Below are 22,340 nucleotides of genomic sequence, written 5' to 3' on the forward strand. Positions count from 1 at the left end.
TCCTTTCCAATATTTAGACTTAACTTAACAAAAATCCACCCATTATATCTAGGGCGGATTTTTGTTATTTCATCACGGCCTGGCAAGCAAGCCGTTTCGCTGACTGTCCAAGCTTTTTTTGTTCGGCTTCATTTCGCGATGACAGATGATCGCTGTCCGACAATATATCAACTGTACAGACGCCGCATGTCCCTTTCCGGCATTTATATTTAATGCCACAACCTTGCTCGAGTGCACCGTCAAGTAAAATGACGCCTGATTTAACCGGGACCGAGCAAGAAACACTGTCCTGCCGAATCTCAACGACCGGTGCTGTCTTGTCCACTTTTTTTTCTTCTACAACCTGGACAGGCACTTCCCGTACGGTTTCCATTCCTGGAATGAGCGAACCGACTGTCCACTTCTTCTTATTCATCGTCTTTTGGATCAGCGAATGTACATATGGCAGACGGACGTTTAATGCGAAGTACAGCCGTCTCAAATACACGGAACGGATGATTCATCCCTTCTTCGCCGAGATATGCTGTTTCAAAGTCTTCTGAAATAGCAAGATCCAGAATGTTACGCCCTGTATTCACAAGCACACCTGTCTTCCCTTTTAGTACAGACGACTGGAATACGCCGTCTGTCACAAGCTCACGCACATGCTCAATTTCAAGCACATTTGTGTCGCGGTGAACACGGTGCAAGAGTGCATATAATTCCGGTGACAAAACGAGGGCATAAGGACCGTTATGGTTCATCTCCATTAATTTCCCACGTGCATCTACAACATCCTGAAAGGCAGTTCCCGATTCGTACCAATTGCTAATTAAATGCGTCTGGCGTCCTTTAACATTCATTAATCCTGGTATACCAAATTGCTTCGCCCCATGGAAAATCATTCCATCTTCCAGCAATGCCACATCGCGGGCGGCATTAGATGCGGATGAAAAATCTATTGGTATATCAAGCGTTTTCGCCTGCTCAATATCACGCCAGTATAAAACAAAATCTTTGTATAATAGTGGAATCGTGTAATTTACACGGCGTGCTGATTCAATCTCTGTATCAAATGAACCTTGAAAATCCATATGAGCTGCGCTTTTTTCAGCGAAAACGTCCGTGTGAATGCTTTGTACACCACGTCCAAGCGGGCCATACAATTCAATGAACCGGCGTCCTGTTAATTGTTTTTTCGCCGCTTCAATAATGATGCGGTCCAGTTCATCGAAATCGCTTGCTGAAAGTGGTGCGTCCGGATACAAATGAGCTTTATTCATAAAAGTCTCTCCTCCTTATTTTGAGATCAATGATCCAACGGTAAATGAACGTTTCGTTTTTTGAATAGGAGCTTTAGCGGCCGGTTCGGCATGAGCATGATGATCTAAATGGTCACCATGTTCATCGTGATGTGCATGAGGGTCTGTATAACCGGTATCAAAACGGGCATTAATGCCAGCAAGCTTTTCTTTTACGAATTGATAGCTCTTGTGGTTCGCACTACGCATTTCAGATAACTTTGCCTGTCTTTCTGCATCTTTGAACTGAAACAAGGCTAGATCAAGATGTTCAACAAAGTTGTGTAAACCAAATTTTTCTAAATTCAGTTCCTGCAGCAAACGGTTAAACGTATTGTTTGATGGGACGAAATCTCCGCCTTTCCCTGCCTGAAATGTTTCAATAAGCGGGATCATTTCAGCAAGACGCGAAAGCCGTTGCTCTTCTTCTTCATAAATATGATGGTAATAAAGCCGTTCATGGTCGTCATTCGCATGATTAATAACCGGATCAAGCATTGCCATAAAGCTCTCAATGTCTTTTTTCGTGTCAGTGAAAATGTTGTAAAATTCAGTTAATTCATCCTTCAACACGTACACCTCCTAATTAATTGCTATCCCTATTATAATCTGTGAAGTACCCAGGTGGCAAAAATTACAGCAGAAAAGGACAAAAGGAGTTAGCCCACTAGGCTTTTCACTCTTCATTTATATTAAATACACACATTAATTTAAAAGAATAGGTCCGTTATCCAGTTCATTTTAATAGAGCTGAATATACATATAATAATAATTCGGACAAGAAGGGGGCATTTGGCTTAGTACCCTTTACAAAAAGGAGAAAGTGACATGAGTTTCGATATTGGAATGACGATTTTGGTGTTTATTATGACGATGGTTGTTATCTTTTTACGGCCAGGGGGAATAAATGAAGCATGGCCCGCATCTATTGGAGCAATGATTATTTTGCTGACGGGAATAGTCTCTTATGAGGATATTACAGATATTATCAATAAAATCGGCGGCGCATCGATTACCATTATGGCCACGATTGTCATGGCTGTCATTTTGGAAAGTTTCGGTTTTTTCCATTGGGCGGCTGCAAGACTTGCAGTCTTAGCAAGAGGTTCTGGTTACCGCCTCTATTGGTACATTCAGTTATTATGTTTTTTAATGACTCTTCTATTTAACAATGATGGCAGCATTCTCATTACAACTCCAATTTTAATTTTACTCCTAAAAAACCTACGGCTAAAACCGCACGAACAGCTTCCCTATCTTTTAAGTGGGGCTTTGATTGCAACAGCTTCGAGCGCACCTATTGGCGTTAGTAATATCGTCAACTTAATTGCCTTAAAAATTGTCCATATGACTCTTTATATGCATACAGCCATGATGTTCGTACCTGCTACTTTAGGATTGTTGTTTATGTCTTGGTTCATGTTTATCGTCATCAAGAAAAAATTACCTAAAACCTTGCCAGGTATAACGTATGATATAGAAGACATGTTTTTCATGCAGCACTTTCACCCATTAAAAGGCACCCTTTCCGTTGATACGAAACGTAAACGCACAACCTTTATGCTAAGAATTTTATTATTTGTCTTTATCATGCGGTGTTTGCTATTTGTAGCCTCCTACATTTCTATTCCCATTGAAGTGGTAGCTGTTCTTGGCTCATTTGCCCTTCTGGCATGGAGATGGTATCATTTGCGGACAAATCCCATTGATATTTTGAAAAAGACACCGTGGCACATTCTTATTTTCGCCTTTTCCATGTATGTAATTATTTATGGACTTCACAATGCGGGTTTGACAGAGATTCTTGTAAATGTATGTGAGCCCATTGTAAAGCAAGGATTACTTCAAGCGAGCTTCATTATGGGAGGACTAGTGTCTCTATTATCTAACTTTTTTAATAATCATCCGGCTTTAATGATCGGAACGATTACGTTAACAGAGATGGGACTGGATCCGATCACATTAAAAACCATTTATCTCGCAAATATTATCGGCAGTGATATGGGCTCTTTATTATTACCGATTGGAACGCTTGCCTCTCTTATTTGGATGGACATTTTAAGACGTAATAACATTAATGTAACATGGAAAGATTATTTAAGTGTATCGTTAATTGTCATCCCAATTACAACGGTGATAACCTTGTTCTTACTATTTTATTGGGTTCAGATGGTTTTTGCCTGATCGGTTCGGATCATAAAAAACGTCCAAAAGAGAATGCCTCTTTTGGACGTTTTTTAAACTCCTTATCCTTTTTGAATAGAATAAGCCATTGCTTTATCTTTTACTGCTTGAATATTTTTCATTTTATTATCCCAGCAGTTTTGGCTCAGATCAACCGGATATTCTTCCGGATTGAGTGCCCGTTTGTATTCACCCCAGAGCAGCGTAAGATTATCATTCGTCAGCTGGCGAATCGATTCAATAGCGGGCAGATCATATACGCGTACACCATTAAAGAAAATAAGATCATGCAGTTCACGCGCTTCAAAATTTGTAACAAACTTGCTTACAAACGTATGGACGGGGTGAAACATTTTCAGCTTTTCTTCATTTTGCGGCATTTCTCCTTCGAGTGCTATATAGTCGCCTTCTGCTTTACCATTCAATGTATTCACGATTCGGTATACCCTTTTCAAGCCGGGTGTCGTTACTTTTTCAGGATTAGCGGACAGTTTAATTGTGTCACTCATTTTTCCTGCCTTATCCTCAATAGATACGAGTTTATATACTGCTCCAAGTGCCGCCTGATCATATGCAGTGATTACTTTTGTACCGATTCCCCATATGTCGATTTTCGCACCTTCTGCTTTTAAATTCATAATAGTATACTCGTCAAGGTTATTAGAGGCGATAATTTGGGCGTCAGGAAAACCAGCTTCATCTAACATTTCACGCGCTTCTTTTGATAAATACGCCATATCGCCACTATCGAGACGAATTCCGATAAAATGAATTTGATCGCCAAGTTCTTTTGCTACTTGAATAGCTGCTGGCACTCCGGATTTCAGTGTATCGTACGTGTCGACTAAAAAGACGCAGTCACGGTGGCGCTGTGCATATTTATGAAAGGCTGTATATTCATCTTTGTACGTTTGTACGAGGGCATGTGCATGCGTGCCAGATACAGGTATGCCAAATAACTTTCCGGCACGGACGTTGCTCGTCGCATCAAATCCGCCAATGTAGGCAGCTCGCGTCCCCCATACCGCTGCATCCATTTCATGTGCACGGCGTGAACCAAACTCTATCGCCGATTCGTCCCCCAACACTTGCTTGATACGCGATGCTTTTGTCGCAATTAATGTTTGATAATTCACAATGTTAAGCAGTGCTGTTTCAATAATTTGTGCTTCTGCCAGTGGGGCTTCGATGCGCAAAATCGGCTCGTTTGCAAAAACAAGCTCGCCTTCTTTCATACTTTTTAATGTTCCTGTAAAGTGCATTTCTTTTAAAAACGACAAAAAATCATCCTCATATCCGAGAACGCGCAAATAGGCAATATCGCTGTCTGTAAAACGAAAATTCTCTAAATAATCAATAATTTTTTCAAGTCCAGCAAAAACACCGTAGCCATTTCCAAATGGGATTTCCCGAAAATATAATTCAAATACTGCTTTTTTTGTATGTATGCCGTCGTACCAGTACGTTTCAGCCATATTAATTTGATAAAGGTCCGTATGCAAGGCAAGACTGTCGTCTTCATATCGTGACATCATTACTACTCCCTTTGCTTTTCCATCGTGTTTCATTCTTGTCATCTTACACCTTTTTGCACGTGGGGGCAACCATTCATGGGTCATTTATCGTCTCCAATAAAGAAAAACCCGCCTTAGGCGAGTTTTTTTGCTTCAATATACATAATGTGATGCCCATCCATTTCCGTCACTTCAAATATCCATTGATCCTCTTCAATACTATCGTGTAGTTTAGTGTCTATTTTACCTGTTAAAAACCAGCCGCCGAGTGTATCTACAGCTTCATCATCCAATTCCGTGCCAAGAAGATCGTTTACTTCTCTAATCAACACCTTAGAGTTAAATAAATAATGATCCTCTTTTACTTTGCGTACTTCGGCAATTTCATCGGTATCAAATTCATCACGGATTTCCCCGACAATTTCTTCTAAAATATCTTCAACGGTCACAAGACCGGCTGTACCGCCGTATTCATCAATTAAAATGGCCATATGCGTCCGTTCTTTTTGCATCTTCACAAGCAAATCATGAATAAGTATATTTTCAAATACGCGAATAACCGGTTTGATAAAAGGACGCAGCTGTTCAGCTTTTGGAAGTGGTTCTTCTTTCACAGCAACCGTTAAAATTTCTTTAAAATTCACTATACCGATCACATTGTCTTTATCCCCGACAATGACTGGATAACGTGTATATTTTTCTTCTTTGACAACCTCAATCACATCATTCATCGTGTCTTCAATCGCTAAACTGACCATTTCCGTCCGCGGCACCATTATTTCTTTTGCCATGCGCTCATCAAATTCAAAAATGTTATTCACATACTTTAGTTCATTTTGATTGATTTCGCCGCTTTCATAACTTTCAGATAGCAGCAGCCGCCATTCTTCTTCCGTATGAACAGACTCATGTTCTGATGCCGGTTTCAATCCAAAAAAACCGACAATGAGACGAGCAGATCCGTTTAATACCCAAATAAACGGGTACATGATGCGATAAAACCAGGTTAATGGAACAGCTAACGCTAACATAACGGCTTCTGCTTTTTGGATTGCGACTGTTTTTGGTGCCAATTCCCCGACGACGACATGCAAAAATGTGATAATCGAAAACGCGATTATAAATGACAAAACCGTCGCTACAGAGGGCACTAGTTCGAATTGATCAAACAACGGATGCAACAGTGCCTCAACAGTCGGTTCACCTATCCAGCCGAGCCCGAGCGCTGTGACGGTAATGCCGAGCTGACATGCAGATAAATATTCGTCCAGATGCGTCGTGATGCGCGCTACTGCCGCCGCACCTGGTTTTCCTTCTGCGACGAGTTGTTCGACACGCGATGAGCGCATTTTAACAACCGCGAATTCTGCTGCAACGAAAAACGCCGTCAGTGCGATTAATAAAGCGACTCCGATTAAATTGATTATCTCCAATGACAAGCCCCGAATAAACGAGGCGTACACCTCCTATAAGGTAAAAAATAAACGATTATTTTATCATAGTATACCACGTTGCATTTCTATTTAAAACAAAACCCGGTCAGTATTGCTGACCGGGCTATTAGTAAAGTTCCTCTACAGTGACGAGTTCATACCCCTGCTTTTGAAGATAAACGATCACTTCTTCAAGGGCATCAGCTGTCGTTTTGTGAATATCATGCATTAATATAATCGTGCCATCTCTCGTATCCCGTTTGACAATATCGTAAATAGCTTTCGGATCGTGTGATTTCCAGTCAAGCGTATCAACCGACCAAAGAACAGGCGGTGCGCCAATAATCTGATTCACACGTTCATTCGTCGCTCCATAAGGCGGACGGACCACAATCGGCGAGAAACCAGCCGCTTGTTCAACAGCTTCAGCCGTCATACCCAGCTCTTTCTTTACTGCCTCTGCTGTAATTTTTGTTAAATCTTTATGGCTCCATGTATGATTGCCAATTTCATGGCCTTCCTGAACCATCCGGTCTACAAGTTCCGGATAAAAATCAACCCGGCTGCCAAGAACAAAAAAAGTTGCTTTCACATCATACTTTTTTAACACATTTAAAATAGCGGTTGTGCTGTCTGGATTTGGACCATCATCAAATGTAAGGGCTACTTTTTTCTTATGACCATCGCTGGATGCAGCTATTGTTTCTCGGGCTTTCTGTTCTGCTTCTATATTTTTGGCAAAGCATTCGCGCCATTCTTTTTTCAAAAACGGATAAATCTTTTTAAATGGCAATCTCGCTTCTATTAATTCATCTTTATTAAAAGTGAAGACTACCTCCTGCTCTTCTAGATACACATTTGACAGTGCCTGCTCACCTACGAATTGTTGAACAACCTCATCACTTTGTCTTTCTTTTTCCGGAAGAGCTTCTTGCACAGGCGTGCGCAATGCACGAGCAGCTTTCTCCGGATTAATAAATAACTCTCGTGATGTAATCCACTTTTCAGCTGCCACATCCGCTATCATTGTATCGCTTAAAACAATGTTTTTGCCTGTTCCATTATATGTATCTATCGTGAATAGAATAGAATAAAACCCTTCACTTGTTTGATTAAGACGGAATGTAAGCGTAAAAGATGCCTTCTTTTTAGGTAATCTAACATTACCAGTCATATCCAACTCCTCAAGAAATTGTGTTTCTTTTGACTGGACATATTGTTCTACCTTTGGATTCAAAGCTGTTTCGGAAAAAACTGGATAATGGACAGCCATATTATACAGTTTTTCTTCTGCCACTTTCGTTTTAATATCGACACCGTCATAGTTTGATTTTTTTATTTCTGTTGCCCATACGATCGCATCATTCTCGCTGTCTGTTCCTGTCATCAGAAGGTTAGCTGCGATCATCAGAACAAACAGTGTTATACTGCCCAGCACTACAAGAATTAATTTTTTTTTCTTCATCTTGCATCTCCTACTATTCCGCGCATATTTTGGTTATCACTTCCATTTCCTAATTTTAATTAATCTATGAACGGAACACAAGTCTTTCTTTGAAATAATTGTTACATTTTTGTCATCTTTTTTCGAAGTGTGCGAAGTGCATCTTTTTTTGTCAACGGAGTTTCTCCACATATGCGTCCAATTTCGAATGCCCATGGAATGTCTAAAGCAGAGGGGAGAGGCTCACTGAAAACAACGGATGGCCGATCATGCTTCACTAGATTGCCTTTGTTTAAAATCATATATTCATCCGCCCATTCATAGGCAAAATCAACATGATGCGTCGATACGATGACGGTTTTTCCACGCCGATGGAATGCATTAATTAAAGCGACAAGTTTTCGCACATTCGCAGGGTCCAGTCCCGCTTCTGGTTCGTCCAGAATGAATACATCCGGATTCATCGCTGCTATCCCGGCAATAGCGGCACGTTTTTTTTCTCCTGCGCTAAGTGCATGAGGCGGCTTATGACGAAGGTGATCTATTCCACACGCCTTCATCGCTTCCGTTGCAGCTATTTTCGCTGCTTCTTTCGTCCAGCCGAGCTGAAGCGGTCCATACATCACATCTTCCTCTATTGTCGGCTCAAACAACTGCATATCCGGATTTTGCATCACAAAGCCGATTCTTCTTCTCCATTTTTGCAAATGCTGCCTTTTGTAGGTAAGCTCTTTCCCATCCCATGAAATGGTACCGGCAGTTGGTTTCATTAATCCGGTTAAATGATGAAAAAGAGTCGATTTTCCTGACCCGCTTTCACCGAGGACCGCTATTTTCACACCGCTTTTGATCGTTGTATTGATTTGTTTTAATGCCTCTGTTCCATCTGGATAAACGGAACAAATACTTTTTAATTCGATCATTTCTTTTTCCTCCAAAATGATTGCCATTCAGACGATGGAATATAGTCCAAGCCGCCACGTAAATCGACAGCGTGCTGCCTCTCATTCATTTCCATTAATGTTGATGTAAAAATATGAACGGCGGCTCTCGCAGCCATTTGAATCCCTGGGCGTCCAGATCGCAGCGTCTGTGCCATGATGACCTCACTCTTTTTTTCCCATAATTGAAAAATAAAGCGATAGACGAGTGCCACAATTTCAATAAATAATGACGGCAGTTTACACACATTCATCAACCAGACGATTTGTGTAAAAGGCGTTGTCAAAATAAATGCGTAGAGAGAGGCCGCAGAAGCAAACGCCGCGCAAGCTGTCGTCATAGCTTCTTGTATGGACTCTTTATTTGCGTATATAGATAACCAGCCATCAAAAGAAAAAGCAATTGGCAAAACGCCGGCTAAAATAAACGCAGCCGGCGCCAGTAAAAGTCGAATATATAAAATGAGTGATACACCGCCCAAAAAAACAAACATGGAAGCCATGATCACAACAAAAAATGTTGCGGCAGGTTCTCGCCATATTAAAGAGAGGAGCAGCATTGGTAAACAGACAGCCGCCTTTTCAGCAGGATGAATGCGGGCGAAACGACTGTTGTATGCCGCACGGTTGAGTACATTCATGATTTCTCTCTTTTCGAACGCGTACGGATCGTCCCAATTACGTATCCGATTACACCAGCGCCAATGGCAGCCTGCAATGAAAAAAGAAGACTCTCCGTTTCACCGCCTGGCGGTTCAAAAATGGGAGCGACCCACGGTTTATAATCGGTTTGAATAGCTGTGATTTTTTCTTCTGCAAGACCGTCTGCCCCGCCAAATTCACTGTCCTGCCACATAAATAGCGGAATGATGGCAATTGCTGCGGCTAACAGAAGTAAGATGATGTTTTTTTTCATGAAAAATGAACCCCTTTCAGCGATGTACGGTGCTTCTCTAACCAATTAACGGCAGCGGCTGTCAGCAATCCTTCACACACAGCAAGCGATACTTGTGTTACAGCGAAAATACCCGCAAATTCAAGAAATGATGTATATACCCCGCCCGCTTCAGATGGAAAGGCAAGGGCCAATTGGAAAGACGTAACTGTATAGGTAACGATATTTGCCGCAAAGGCCGTGAAAAAAGCATTCGTTCCCGCTTTCACTCCAGCTTTTTTTAACACACGGTACACGGCATACGCGGCAAATGGACCGGCAACCGCCATTGAAAAAGCATTCGCACCGAGCGTTGTAATACCGCCATGCGCAAGCAAAAGAGCCTGAAACAGCAGAACAATCATACCAAGTACCGTCATTGCTGCCGGTCCAAACATCATTGTACCAAGTGCTGTACCGACCGGATGCGAACTACTTCCGGTCACAGAAGGAATTTTTAATGCGGATAAAACAAACGCAAAGGCGCCTGCGAAACCGATCATAAGCTTCACTTCCGGGTTTTCATCAACAGCTGTTTTTAACGTTTTTAATCCCCATATAAAAAATGGTATGGTCACGATCCACCAGAAAACAGCCCATCCTATAGGCAGAAACCCTTCCATAATGTGCATCGCTGCCGGTTCTGTGTATGAGTTCAGCCAGAAAAAGACAGCAAGCAATAAAATAATTAATTTATTCATACAGTAACCTCTTTTCGATTAAATGAATGGGCTGCAGCGATAAAAGCAGCAGCAAATTCTTTGTTGAATACATTTATGCATATTCATGATGGTCTGGCATCGAGCCTTTGCAAATAAGAACGTGCCGATTCATTTCGGTTAAATTCTATCTTGACCTATACCAATCACTCCTTTTATGAAAAACGCAAAAAGCCCCTGCTTCTTCAGTGGGAGCGGGGGCAGAAAATCGCAAAAAAAGACATACTTTATGCGTATTCATCCCGTTCTTCCCACCGAAGAATGATGTTTAGGCATTAAAAGCAGGTCTCCTGGCTTGCGGTCCTTTTACTTTTGTCCTCCTTCCCAGTAATATTTCACCAGTGGATATGGACAATTTCATTGCGCTTACAGTAGCGGGGGCTGCATCGGATTCACACCGATTTCCCTATTATCCCGGACGTTCGAACTCCGGGCACTTTTAGTGTTTCATATTTAGTTTTGTTATTGTACCTCAGAATAGCAGGAAACCAGCTATTTTGACAAGGGAAAATTGAGTAAGTGAGTAAAAAAGCACCTCATCGGGCGCTTTTTTAATTTAATCATCTGTATCCATTTCACCCACCATCACGTCACCCGTTGCGCCGTGTACATACACATCCGTTTCTTTTTTACCGTCACGAATTTCAATTTCATAACGACCGTCGTCAAGCTCCACTTCGGTTACGTCACCTTTTACTTTTTTCTTCGCAGCCGCAATCGCTTCTTCTTGTGTAACCGTTACGTTCACTGCCTCTTTGTTGTCGTCAAAATCATCATCATCATGTTTCGATTTTACTATTTCCCCTGTATTTCCATCAATATCGAGATCATCGCCTTTGGTATCTACTTCATACACAGGTCCGTTCCATTCACTCTCAAGTTCAATGCTTTCAACAAACGATTTCGTTTCTTTTTCTGCGATCGCTTTCGCTTCTTCCATCGTCAATTTCGCATCCATGCCTGGCACTTCCGCTTGAATTTTATCTGTTTGAATGCCCCATATCGCTCCTCCACCAATAAGTCCTAATGCCAATAATCCGCCTGCCATTGTACGTTTTTTCATGTTGTTTTCCTCCTTGTTTTTCGATCTTGCTTCTATCATAGCTACGCAAGATGAGAAAATAAGGATAGAAAAATGAGAATTTGATGAGAGGATTTAATCATCCCATGAAATAGACATGATCTCACCTGAAATGGCATTCACCTGCACGGTTGCCTCGTCACCGTTTGCAAGATTAATATCGACAATAAACGAACCGGCTTCTTCCTCATCACCTACTTCAATTTCATCGATCGTACCAGGTACTTCACCGAGCGCAATCTCTCCTGCTTCTGCTTCTGTCAACAGTCTTGATTCCTTCGCCGGGGCTATTTCTTCTTTATGTGCATACTCTTCATCAATCGGCGGCTTTGCTGCATTTTCCACCACTGGCTCTGATACCCGAGTCATCTCCTGCAGCTCTCCCGTTTCCCTGTCAACAATCATTTCGTATTTGCCTTCTGCTACTTCAATTGTATACATATACTGCCCGCCTGCCTCGGCTGATTTTATCAACGTTCCGCTATATCGCTCGGCCAACTGCTCACCTGCTTCCGCCATCGTCACGTCAGGTGTCTGCACAGTGCGATACAGAAAGAAAAGGGCAGCCGCTGCTGTTATGATAACAATTGTGATCCAACCTTTTTTCATGTTTCTTCACTCCGTTTTTCTTTCATTGTAGCCAATTTTTCTGAGATATCGCTGAGAGTGATGATCACAGTCGTCCCTTTTCCTTCTTCACTTTCTATTTTCACATCCGCTCCAATTGCCGCCGCCATCTCTTTAGCAAGTGACAGACCTAGACCGAACCCGCCCGTTTTGCGCGAACGTGCTTTATCGACTCGGTAAAAACGATCGAAAATTTTATCGATGTCACCAGATGGAATACCGATCCCTTTGTCGATGACACGAATCTCATATTTGTCAGCAAGAAGGCGAATATCGTCATCTGAATATTTGCGAGCATTGTCGAGAAAAATATACAAAATTTGGCGTGCCTTCACACGATCAGTTACTACGGTAAAAGACGTATGTACTTCCACATCAACACGGCGGCCATATGCCTTTTCAAACGACTCCGCTGCTTCTTTCACAAATGATGCCACGTGTACAGGCTCTTTTTGAATGTTCCATGATTCATCACGCCGCGCAAGTGTTAATAACTGCTGTGTCAACTCTTTCATCCGAATGGCTTCTTCATAAATCGCCTCAACAGATTCATCAAATAAATCCGGCCGGTCTTTTCCGCGCCGCTTTAACAAATTCGCATACGATTCTACAACCGTCAGCGGCGTCTTTAATTCATGCGACGCATTTTGTACAAATGCTTCCTGTTTCACATAGTTTTTTTTCAATTGATCCATCATATCATTAAACGTTTTGGCCATTTCATTCAATTCATCATTTTGTTGCCTGTTTATTTCAATCTGTTCATACTGGCCGCTTTCTCGAATGCGGCGCATCGTTTGTGTCATATTCGCAATCGGATTCGAAATGACCGCGCCGAGTACACGCGCTGATATGACAGCTGGAATAACGGCTAAAATAGAAGCGGCGATTAACACGATACGCAAAATATCAAGAATGCGATCAGTCGCCTGCAAATTCTCCATTATTTCTAATGATGCTACATCGCCGCTTCGCCAAATGATGGGCGTTGCCACATGTGCATAGCGCGCGCTTCCAAGCGTGATCACCCTTCGCTGTTCACCCGCTTCGTATACAGCTTTAATATCGCGCAGCTTGATAGCTCCGGATGAGACGGATACACCGTCTACTGCCCCGCTCGGTAAAATGATGCGTACCATCCCGTCTGCTGGTGCATAGGCTCGAAGCAAATCAGCACTTGACACGGAAGCCGCAGGATTCGAAATGCCGGTCATCATTCGTCGCGCTTCTGCCGCTGTCCGGTCAATATCTGCTTCTTTTAGCATACTCCCCGCGGCAAAATAAACCGCTGTATTCATGACGATAACGATCACAATGAGCAGTACACTCGTGCCGAGATGAATTTTATTTTTTAACTTCATCAATCTTTTAATACGTAGCCGACACCGCGCACTGTATGAATGAGCGGTATATCAAACGGCTTATCCATTTTATTCCGCAAATAGCGAATATACACATCGACCACATTCGTGTCCCCATAGTAATCATACCCCCACACACCATCGAGAAGCTGTTCACGCGATAGAACATGACGTTTATTTTTCAGTAAATAAAGAAGCAAATCGTATTCACGCGGTGTCAAATCAATCGATCTACCGGCACGTATGACATCACGTGACTCTTCATTCACGGATAGATCAGCCGCTATGAGGTGAGTCGTCTGAATCGATTTGCGAAGGGCTGCCCGAATTCTTGCAAGCAATTCGTCCATATCAAACGGCTTTGTTACATAATCACTCGCCCCGATATCAAGACCTTCTACTTTATCCTCCACTGCATCTTTCGCGGTCAACATAATAACAGGCACGTCGCTTCCTTGACGTATGCGGCGTAAAACACCCATGCCATCCATTCCCGGCAGCATGACATCAAGAAGTACGAGATCAAATGTCCCTTCACGAAAAGCCATTATTCCCTCAAGCCCGTCAAATGCTTTTTTCGTTTCATACCCTTCATGCTCCAGTTCAAGTTCAAGCACGCGGGCGATCCGTTCCTCGTCTTCTACAATTAATATACGCTGTGCACTCACATCCAGGTCTCCCCTTTCGTTACTATTTATGATCATTGCATCTATGTATTTTGTCTATAAGAAAGGACCGTCCGCATGGAACCGTCCTTTCGTTCATTCATTTAAAAAATCATAAATCAGTGTCTTTAGTTCTTCCTTTTCTTTTACATTCTCCAGTACTGATTCAATGACACGATGGCGTGGCTCTGCCGCCTGCAATTCATCTTGTAAAAAAGACAGAAGTTCTTCTTGAGCAGAGCCTCCCTTCTCCCGCATCACATTAATTTTTTGCATCAGTTCACTTTTCCTCTTTTCATGATGCAACGCTTTTTCCGGCATCCACCGTTCTAAAATACGTGAATCAAAAAGCTGATCATCTGCTTTTATCACATCTTTCACGACTGATTCGATGCGTCGCATCGCATAGCTGATCATCGCATTAAGATCCCTGTTTTCTTCTACTGTCACAACAAAATGAGCTGTATTTTGCACAATACCAAACAATATAACCGCTAAATCTACTGAATAAGGCCGCACCTTTTCACCGAATACTTCAATCAGCCTTCTTTGCACCCAGCGCAGTTCATTTAAATGATGCTGCTTTACAAACTTTTTCAGATCGGTATCCTCGGACATAAATACGCCTTGAAAAAGCACGAACAAGTTATTCTCTTTATTCACTTCCATTTTTACTTTAATCTGCTCAATAAATACTTCTTTGTCATGAACCGACCGCCCCACCAGCATATTTGTCCGCTGTTCCTCTGTTTCATTATTAATTTTTTCAAATATGCTTATTAACAGTTCATTCTTCGATAAGAAATAATTATAAAACGTCCCTTTTGATATACCGCTTTTCTCTAGAATATCTTGCACGGATGTAGCAGCATATCCTTTTTCAACAAAAAGAGCATGTGCGGCCGCCATTACTTTTTTCTTTCGTTCATTCAATACGTTACACTTCCTTCGATTTAAACTCATAGTTTAAGTATACATTAGCGAACCTCCCTCATTTCAACACTTTAAAAATTATTGTACTGCACGTATACTTGCTGGAATAAGCGTCTAGTGAGTGAAGAAATAAAGGGCTCCGAATGGACAGTTTGACCTTGTTTCTGTTTCTGACCAGCTTTCTTCTTTTCTTGCGCCCTCTATCTTTTAAATGTTTCGTAATGAACAATCTCTTCAAATGGCACATGCTTCTTCGGTTTCGGTTTTGCACCGATGTGCCCGATGCCGATAATAGCTAAAATACGTCGATCTTCTAATATACCGAGTGCCTCTTGAACGTGACTTTCTCGTTTTCCAGACTCCTCTGCATCTTCCGAGTGATAAATCGCTCCAAAGGCGGCACCAAGATTCTCTTGTTCAGCCGCCAGCCAAATAAACCCGGAAGCAATGGAAGCATCCTGCAGCCAATATTTACTTACATCTGGACGCCCGGTAATAACGATTCCGGCACCAGCATCCGCAAGCCATTTCATAAAGGGAGTGGCATTTGATAAATGAACTAACTTGTCCCGATCGGTCACGACAATCAGTTCACGCGACGGCAAGTTATTTCCAGCTGGCGCCAAATATCCAGCGCGAACAATTCGCTTCAATGCGTCTTTCTCAATTTCTAGTGGTGCAAAGGCCGTTATTTCCCGGCGTCCTTCAATCGCTTCATGGACATTCATTTCTATTCCCCTTCTTACGCTGATTTATCGAACTTTTCTGACCGACTTAATTAGATAGATCTTACTGAATGATTTTATTGCTAAAAACGCCCTTCGTCTAAAATCGGCGAGGGCGTTTTTACTTACTTCAATGTGTTTGTTAATGATTTAATGATTCCGCTGTGTACGCCTTCATGCCATGTGACAAACTGAAGAATCGCTTCAACTGTCGTCATCTCAAAACCGCGAATGTTCAATGGTTTTGATGCTTCAGCACTTCTTTTTTCTGCAAAATGCGCTTTAACACGGCCTGCTTGCTGCTCAAGTGCCTTTATAATCTCCTCTGCTTCCGGTATATCGCCTGTCCACTCAGATGGACGCGTTCCCGTCGCAAATAGAGCACCCCATTCGGGACGTTCGATTTCATAGCTGTCATCCGCCATATGTAGCAGCGCTTCTGCTGTAAAGTAAATATGGCCTGCATTCCAGCGAATTGTATTCGAGTAGCCGGACGGCTGCTCATCCCATTTTTCCTTTGATGCCTGCTCTAGCGTACCTATTGCAGCCGCACGTGAAAATCCAAATTGTTTGATTGCTTCCATCAAAATCACTCCTTTATGTAAATATACAATCCCATCATAATACATACTTCCTATCATGCAAACTATTCTGCTTCCTTTTTCTTGCAAACGACAATTCCAATTGGGTAATGCCGTCCTTTCCTCCCGGGTATTGGTTCAACTAACACACCTCTCTGATAGTAACATTCTACCGTTTCATAACGATTAAATGTGCTGAAAAACTCCTGTTCTGTCAACTGATGTACATGAAATTTTTCCAACGTGGGCTGCCCGCGTCCGTGGCCAAACGGCGTTGAGAGAATTAGCGTTCCCCCTGGCTTTAACATCGTATACAAATGATCAAGATAGAGGCTTTCTTCTTGCAAATGTTCGATCGTTTCAAAACTAAAGATAGAGTCAAACACCCCTAATTTCTCAGGAAGCTTCGGATCTACCGCATTATATGCTTTAAATGTAACAAGCGGATGGTAATAGCGTCCTTTTGCATAATCAATTGTTTCCTCGTCCAGATCAACACCAATCACTTCCGTCAGCCTTCTTTTTGCTGCTTTCGCAATAATCTGCGTACCAAATCCGCTTCCACACGCAATATCCAGCACCCGCCCTTTTGCATAATGAATCGCAAACTGATAACGTGCAATATGCTCAAGCAGCATTCCATTCATTACGTCCATCTCATCCGGCCAAATCCGTTCCTCTGTCTTCTTCATAATTAATGGCCCCTTTTCTCGAACAACTCCTGTATCATCTCTCTCTGTTTATTTTATCAGTTTTTCCACATAAAAAGCGCCCTTCTTCATTAGAAGGACGCTATTAATGGCTTACAATCATTACTTTTTGTATTCTTTTTCCGTACCATCTGCATACTGGATTTCAACTTCAACTCTTTTGGCATCTTCGGGAATATTAAATGCTTCCGCGACAGCTGTCAGCACTTCCTCATCTGGCGTGTTTTCATCAAAGCTAAATGATGAAAACTTGCTTTCAAGCTCTTTCATTGCATCATTACCGGTCAAGTTCTTTTTATTTTCCTTATCTTCATAAGAAGCTTCTATGTCATTTTTTTCGTTATCATAACTAACATCGAGCGTATCATTTGTGTTTGCATAGTCTGCATCTAGTTCAAATGATGTAAAAGAGTACGCTGCATCTGCTGTCTGCTCTGTCCCTTCTGTCGGTGCGTTTTCCGGCGGATTGTTTACTTCTTCATTGTCACCACAAGCTGCAAGCAATAAAACAGTCATCGAAACAAGCGCTATGCATTTATACATCCTATCTCTCCTTTGCATCACTAAAGATTTCTCTTTATTGATGTCCAGGAACAGTCATCATTAAACATCCTCTTCATACTCTTTCTGATATCATCAATGCCACGTATGGTCTTCAAGCAACTTTCCGCACATTATATAAAAAGTTCGATCCGGATAAAATGATTTCTTGCGCTCCATCAAGGTTCTAGCGCAGGTGTTCACCTCATCAAACGAATCCTGCCATTTCAATCGTGCAAATGGCGAATTCATGATGAACTGAAGCAGGTGAAATTACGAACTTCTCATCTCTTCTCTGTCTACTAGAAAAGAATCTTCTTAAAGGAGTATCTTCTAAGAAGTCGAATACGTATAAGTGTCTACAAAACTTGCGATAATAGCAAGCATTTCTAACTTTTAGCACTGACAAAGAAGCTTGAACATTTGAAGTTATTTATTCAAAAATAGTGCAAGGAATTGCTGGATCAAGGAAAGTGTCTCATTGATAAAAGGCCATTCACATGGCTATATGTACCATTTCACTTTATATTCATTTAGGAGGGTGCGCCTTGAAAGTGCCAACAAAGCCATGGACATTGTTGTACAAAATACAGCAAAAAGTTATTCCCGACGCTCATCATTATTTAAATGAATGGCGGGAGAAGGCTAACAAGATCCCGAATGAGGAATTACGAAAACAAGCGCTTTCCAGCATTAAAGAGAAGGCTTTCCACTGTGAAGGCGGGGCAGTGTATGGATTGCTTGCTGGAAAAGAACGCAGCAACATCATTCGGTTTATTGTGGCCTATCAAACGATCAGCGACTACTTAGATAATCTTTGTGACAGAAGCACATCTTTAGAAGAAAGAGATTTTCGGATGCTTCATCGGTCTATGCACGATGCTTTAACTCCTGGAAAAGAACCAGAAAATTATTATCAATATCGGAACGAGCAAGACGATGGCGGATATTTGGCTTCTCTTGTGCTAACTTGTCAAAATATTTTGAAAAAACTGCCTGGATTTCAAAATACCCAAAATGCCATGTATCAATTAGCGGATTACTATTGTGATTTACAAGTATTCAAACATGTTGAGAAAAGTAAACGTGTTGAATTATTAGAAAATTGGTTTGCTAAGCATAAGCATGAGGTACCTGCTATGACTTGGTATGAGTTTTCTGCTTGTGCAGGTTCTACATTGGGGATTTTTTGTTTTGCTGCCTATGCGTCCTCCCATTTGAATGAAGAAAAGGTAAACGTATTAAAAAACGGATATTTCCCTTGGATTCAAGGCTTGCATATTATGCTTGATTATTTTATTGATCAGGAAGAAGACCGAAAAGAGAATGATTTGAATTTTGTCTTCTATTATGAAAGTGAAGAAAAAATGGTCCAACGAATTAAATATTTTAAAGAAAAGGCGGAGGAAAGCATCTTAAGTTTGCCGGACTGGAAATTTCATCAACTTGTTAATAAAGGTCTGATCGCTATTTATCTAGCAGATAAGAAAGTTCAAGAAGATAAGGAACTAAAACGAACAGCTAAACGATTTATCCGCTTCGGCGGGTTGCCTACTCTATTTTTTTATCTAAATAGTTGGATATATCGTCAAGCTTAAAATGGTCTCAAACAAAAAAAAAACCTTCCGAATAATTATTTCGGAAGGGACCCTTTTTATTTTCCAATAAACATTTGTGTCCAGTGGCCGTCTACATATCCAACACCGATGTGCGTGAAATCGGCACTTAAAATATTTTTACGGTGTCCATCACTATTCATCCAAGCATCCATTACTTCTTCTGGTGTTTGTTGTCCTTTTGCAATATTTTCACCAGCTGATTTGTACGTAATGCCAAACTGTTTCATCATATCAAATGGTGATCCGTATGTCGGAGATTGATGAGAGAAATAGCCTTTATTTTTCATATCTTGTGATTTTGTACGCGCAACATCACTTAACTTCGTATCTAGTTGAAGAGCTTGCACTCCTTGTTTCGCACGTTCTTGATTAACCAATTCAAAGACTTGCTTTTCAAATGCGCTAACGCTTCCCGCTTCTGCTTTTTGCTCAGTTTGCTGCGGCTGTTGTGGCGCTTCTACAGGTGCTTTTGGTTGGGCTGCCGGTGCTTTTTCTTCTGTTACTGGTGCTTTCGGCTGGGCTTCAGGCGCTTTTTCTTCTGTTACTGGCGCTTTTGGCTGAGCTGCCGGTGCTTTTTCCTCTGTTACTGGCGCTTTCGGCTGAGCTTCAGGCGCTTTTTCTTCTGTTACTGGTGCTTTCGGTTGGGCTGCATATGATTTAGTTGTCTCTGCAACTAGTTTTTGAATATCAATGTTATATTTCTTTGCAAATTCCTCTAAATTGACCTGTTCAACATTATATTTCTTTACTAATTCATCTACGTTGACTTGTTTAACCGTTTGTGTTGGTACCTCGACATTGCATGTTGGTGAAGCGGCTTCTGCCTGACCTGCTGTGAAAAGTCCTAATGTTACAGCACCAGCGATTGTCGCCATGCGGATATTCTTTTTCATATTGTAAATTCCTCCTAAAAGTATATGTTTTTCTTAATCTATTAGTGCTTGCCCCCCGGCTGCCTACTTATTGTTGCACGACCTCTTTCCCTCTCGCAATGGATTCTAGCGTGGCAAATTTCGCCACCTTTTGAAAATGGTAGTTTCCTATAATCGCCATCCTTTTAAACCCTGATACAGTAGTATATTGAACACAATGGATTTTTCTACTGCTTTCCTTAGTAATAAAAGTGTAAATGTCCTGTCATATTCTTTACATAAAAAAAAGCGCCTAAAAGGCACTTTTTTACTTATTTTAGATAAATTATCTATTTATAAGGAAATATCTATAAGCTTTCATGAAATCCAAACTGCGCTTCATGAAGACGGCGGTAATGACCACCGTGCTCAAGCAGCTCGTGATGACTGCCCTGCTCTTCAATACCGGACGGTGTCACCACAATAATCCGGTCCGCATGCTTAATGGTGGCAAGCCGATGAGCGATAACGAGTGTTGTACGCCCGACAGCAAGTTCTGCCAGCGCCTGCTGAATAGCAAGCTCTGTTTCCGTGTCAAGAGCAGATGTCGCTTCATCCAAAATTAAAATGGGCGGATTTTTCAAAAAGATCCGTGCAATGGCCAGACGCTGTTTTTGCCCGCCAGATAGTTTCACTCCGCGTTCACCGATGACTGTTTCAAGCCCTTCTGGTAAAGAAAGCACGAAATCATCGAGACGCGACCGCTTCAATGCATCCATGATCGCTTCATCAGAGGCTCCAAGGTCGCCATACAAAATGTTTTCACGAATCGTTCCAGAGAATAAAAAGACATCTTGCTGCACGATACCGATTTGACGTCTGAGAGAGGAAAGCGTCATTTTTTTCGTATCCAGTCCATCAATGGAGATATACCCTTCCTCCACGTCGTAAAAACGCGGCAGCAAACTGCACATCGTCGTTTTGCCGGCACCAGATGGTCCGACAAATGCGACCGTCTCTCCTGCTTTAATCCACAGGCTAATATTATTCAACACAGGCGTTTTGCCTTCATAGCCAAACGTGACGTTATGATAGCAAATATCACCACGTACTTTATCGATGTCGATTGCATCCAAGGAATCGGCTACATCTGGTTCTGTATTGAGTAATTCGATATACCGTTTAAAGCCGGCGATGCCTTTCGGATAGCTTTCAATGATTGCATTGATTTTTTCAATTGGCCGGAAGAATATGTTCGACAGCAAAATAAAGCCTACAAACTCTCCATATGTCAACTCGCCCTGCATGACGAAATAGGTGCCGCAAATCAGGACGAACAGGGTAACAGTCCGCATCAGCATGTAGCTGATTGACATGTTGAGCGCCATAATTTTATATGATAGAAGCTTCGTCAATCGGAAACGGCTGTTATTTTCTTCAAACTGCGCTGTTTCATGTTTTTCATTGGCAAACGCCTGCACAACACGAATGCCCCCCATACTGTCTTCAATACGGGCATTAAAGTCCGCAATATCACCAAACAACCGATGAAAGGCGCCAGTCATTTTTTTATTAAAGTAGATAGCAAGCCATAATATAAATGGAATAATGATAAAAGTCAGTACAGCCAGTTTCCAATTAATATACGCCATCATCGCAAACGCACCGGTCAGCGTCATCACAGCGATAAATAAATCTTCCGGACCATGATGCGCCATTTCGCCGATTTCCATTAAGTCACTCGTCATCCGTGAAATAAGATGGCCTGTTTTCGTATTGTCAAAAAATCGAAACGATAGCTTTTGCACGTGGCCGAATAATTTCCGGCGCATGTCTGTTTCAATGTTGATGCCGAGCATATGCCCCCAGTATGTCACCACGTATTGAAGGCCCGCATTGACAATGTAAATGAGCAAAAGCCCAATGCTCACGGCCAGAATCACATTCCAGTCGCCATCCGGCAGTAGATCATCAATAAAGTGATTAACAACGAGCGGAAAGGCAAGTTCCAAAAGCCCTGCCGCTACTGCACAGAAAAAGTCCAAGAAGAAAAGTTTCTTATAAGGACGGTAATAAGAAAAAAATTGCTTCATCATACGTTGTACACCTCTTCTAATCGTTTGCATTTATACCAACATCTCAATCTAAATTAAACAACTGTAATTGATAATCAATTTCAATTAAACGTTACCATAGTT

General features: G+C 41.8%; 23 protein-coding genes and 1 riboswitch. Of the genes, 2 read left to right on the forward strand and 21 right to left on the reverse strand.

The window, feature by feature from the left end:
- Window positions 1-64 precede the first annotated feature (64 nt).
- From ACZYRN_RS10185 to ACZYRN_RS10195, 3 genes are read right to left on the reverse strand one after another with little or no spacing between them, the layout of a single operon-like run.
- On the reverse strand, window positions 65-415 hold the full coding sequence (locus ACZYRN_RS10185) for a 2Fe-2S iron-sulfur cluster-binding protein (RefSeq protein ID WP_488911446.1): 351 nt from the start codon (window positions 413-415) through the stop codon (window positions 65-67).
- The gene (locus tag ACZYRN_RS10190; protein WP_488911447.1) at window positions 408-1,262 is read right to left on the reverse strand and encodes a family 1 encapsulin nanocompartment shell protein; all 855 of its coding nucleotides are present in this window, start codon (window positions 1,260-1,262) and stop codon (window positions 408-410) included. The genes ACZYRN_RS10185 and ACZYRN_RS10190 overlap by 8 nt, the downstream gene beginning before the upstream one ends.
- Before the next feature lie 15 nt (window positions 1,263-1,277).
- On the reverse strand, window positions 1,278-1,850 hold the full coding sequence (locus tag ACZYRN_RS10195) for an IMEF encapsulin system ferritin-like cargo protein (protein WP_488911448.1): 573 nt from the start codon (window positions 1,848-1,850) through the stop codon (window positions 1,278-1,280).
- Window positions 1,851-2,108: 258 nt separating this feature from the next.
- Here ACZYRN_RS10195 and ACZYRN_RS10200 point away from each other — a divergent pair, with 258 nt between their 5' ends.
- Entirely contained in the window at window positions 2,109-3,464 is a 1,356-nt protein-coding gene (locus tag ACZYRN_RS10200; protein WP_488911449.1) for an arsenic transporter, read from the forward strand.
- Window positions 3,465-3,526: 62 nt separating this feature from the next.
- Here ACZYRN_RS10200 and ACZYRN_RS10205 read toward each other — a convergent pair whose 3' ends face one another.
- The 16 genes from ACZYRN_RS10205 to ACZYRN_RS10280 form a co-directional block, all read right to left on the reverse strand.
- Window positions 3,527-4,999 carry a nicotinate phosphoribosyltransferase gene (locus ACZYRN_RS10205; RefSeq protein WP_488911753.1) on the reverse strand — a complete coding sequence of 491 codons (1,473 nt, stop codon included), beginning with the start codon at window positions 4,997-4,999 and terminating at the stop codon, window positions 3,527-3,529.
- A 113-nt stretch (window positions 5,000-5,112) separates the two neighbouring features.
- Complete coding sequence (locus ACZYRN_RS10210) at window positions 5,113-6,411, reverse strand: hemolysin family protein (protein ID WP_488911450.1); 1,299 nt, start codon at window positions 6,409-6,411, stop codon at window positions 5,113-5,115.
- A gap of 127 nt (window positions 6,412-6,538) precedes the next feature.
- Complete coding sequence (locus ACZYRN_RS10215) at window positions 6,539-7,876, reverse strand: polysaccharide deacetylase family protein (protein ID WP_488911451.1); 1,338 nt, start codon at window positions 7,874-7,876, stop codon at window positions 6,539-6,541.
- Between the two features lie 101 nt (window positions 7,877-7,977).
- Window positions 7,978-8,778, reverse strand: coding sequence for an energy-coupling factor ABC transporter ATP-binding protein (locus ACZYRN_RS10220; RefSeq protein WP_488911452.1), 801 nt, complete (start codon window positions 8,776-8,778; stop codon window positions 7,978-7,980).
- Window positions 8,775-9,437: an energy-coupling factor transporter transmembrane component T family protein gene (locus ACZYRN_RS10225; RefSeq protein ID WP_488911453.1), complete on the reverse strand. Its 663-nt coding sequence runs from the start codon at window positions 9,435-9,437 to the stop codon at window positions 8,775-8,777. The genes ACZYRN_RS10220 and ACZYRN_RS10225 overlap by 4 nt, the downstream gene beginning before the upstream one ends.
- A complete protein-coding gene (locus tag ACZYRN_RS10230) occupies window positions 9,434-9,712 on the reverse strand; it encodes an energy-coupling factor ABC transporter substrate-binding protein (RefSeq protein WP_488911454.1) in 279 nt (92 codons plus the stop codon). Before ACZYRN_RS10230 ends, ACZYRN_RS10225 begins: the two co-directional genes overlap by 4 nt.
- A complete protein-coding gene (locus ACZYRN_RS10235; protein WP_488911455.1) occupies window positions 9,709-10,431 on the reverse strand; it encodes an energy-coupling factor ABC transporter permease in 723 nt (240 codons plus the stop codon). The genes ACZYRN_RS10230 and ACZYRN_RS10235 overlap by 4 nt, the downstream gene beginning before the upstream one ends.
- Before the next feature lie 281 nt (window positions 10,432-10,712).
- A riboswitch (cobalamin riboswitch) is annotated at window positions 10,713-10,905 on the reverse strand.
- Window positions 10,906-11,005: 100 nt separating this feature from the next.
- The gene (locus ACZYRN_RS10240) at window positions 11,006-11,512 is read right to left on the reverse strand and encodes a PepSY domain-containing protein (protein ID WP_488911456.1); all 507 of its coding nucleotides are present in this window, start codon (window positions 11,510-11,512) and stop codon (window positions 11,006-11,008) included.
- A gap of 93 nt (window positions 11,513-11,605) precedes the next feature.
- Window positions 11,606-12,139 carry a PepSY domain-containing protein gene (locus ACZYRN_RS10245; protein WP_488911457.1) on the reverse strand — a complete coding sequence of 178 codons (534 nt, stop codon included), beginning with the start codon at window positions 12,137-12,139 and terminating at the stop codon, window positions 11,606-11,608.
- Window positions 12,136-13,518 carry a sensor histidine kinase gene (locus ACZYRN_RS10250; protein WP_488911459.1) on the reverse strand — a complete coding sequence of 461 codons (1,383 nt, stop codon included), beginning with the start codon at window positions 13,516-13,518 and terminating at the stop codon, window positions 12,136-12,138. Before ACZYRN_RS10250 ends, ACZYRN_RS10245 begins: the two co-directional genes overlap by 4 nt.
- Window positions 13,518-14,186: a response regulator transcription factor gene (locus tag ACZYRN_RS10255; RefSeq protein WP_488911460.1), complete on the reverse strand. Its 669-nt coding sequence runs from the start codon at window positions 14,184-14,186 to the stop codon at window positions 13,518-13,520. The genes ACZYRN_RS10250 and ACZYRN_RS10255 overlap by 1 nt, the downstream gene beginning before the upstream one ends.
- A gap of 93 nt (window positions 14,187-14,279) precedes the next feature.
- Complete coding sequence (locus tag ACZYRN_RS10260; RefSeq protein ID WP_488911462.1) at window positions 14,280-15,116, reverse strand: TetR/AcrR family transcriptional regulator; 837 nt, start codon at window positions 15,114-15,116, stop codon at window positions 14,280-14,282.
- Window positions 15,117-15,316: 200 nt separating this feature from the next.
- Complete coding sequence (locus ACZYRN_RS10265; protein WP_488911463.1) at window positions 15,317-15,844, reverse strand: nitroreductase family protein; 528 nt, start codon at window positions 15,842-15,844, stop codon at window positions 15,317-15,319.
- A gap of 122 nt (window positions 15,845-15,966) precedes the next feature.
- Window positions 15,967-16,425 carry a DinB family protein gene (locus tag ACZYRN_RS10270; protein ID WP_488911464.1) on the reverse strand — a complete coding sequence of 153 codons (459 nt, stop codon included), beginning with the start codon at window positions 16,423-16,425 and terminating at the stop codon, window positions 15,967-15,969.
- Window positions 16,426-16,487: 62 nt separating this feature from the next.
- Entirely contained in the window at window positions 16,488-17,114 is a 627-nt protein-coding gene (locus ACZYRN_RS10275; protein ID WP_488911465.1) for a class I SAM-dependent methyltransferase, read from the reverse strand.
- A gap of 120 nt (window positions 17,115-17,234) precedes the next feature.
- Window positions 17,235-17,675, reverse strand: coding sequence for a YusW family protein (locus ACZYRN_RS10280; RefSeq protein WP_488911466.1), 441 nt, complete (start codon window positions 17,673-17,675; stop codon window positions 17,235-17,237).
- A 545-nt stretch (window positions 17,676-18,220) separates the two neighbouring features.
- Here ACZYRN_RS10280 and ACZYRN_RS10285 point away from each other — a divergent pair.
- Window positions 18,221-19,270, forward strand: a complete 1,050-nt coding sequence (locus ACZYRN_RS10285) for a tetraprenyl-beta-curcumene synthase family protein (protein WP_488911468.1) — start codon at window positions 18,221-18,223, stop codon at window positions 19,268-19,270.
- Between the two features lie 56 nt (window positions 19,271-19,326).
- On the opposite strand, the gene ACZYRN_RS10290 is transcribed toward ACZYRN_RS10285, so the two are convergent.
- Window positions 19,327-20,184, reverse strand: coding sequence for a CAP domain-containing protein (locus ACZYRN_RS10290; protein WP_488911470.1), 858 nt, complete (start codon window positions 20,182-20,184; stop codon window positions 19,327-19,329).
- Between the two features lie 326 nt (window positions 20,185-20,510).
- Complete coding sequence (locus ACZYRN_RS10295) at window positions 20,511-22,238, reverse strand: ABC transporter ATP-binding protein (RefSeq protein WP_488911471.1); 1,728 nt, start codon at window positions 22,236-22,238, stop codon at window positions 20,511-20,513.
- Window positions 22,239-22,340 lie beyond the last annotated feature (102 nt).

It is taken from the genome of Domibacillus sp. F004 (genome assembly GCF_057814295.1).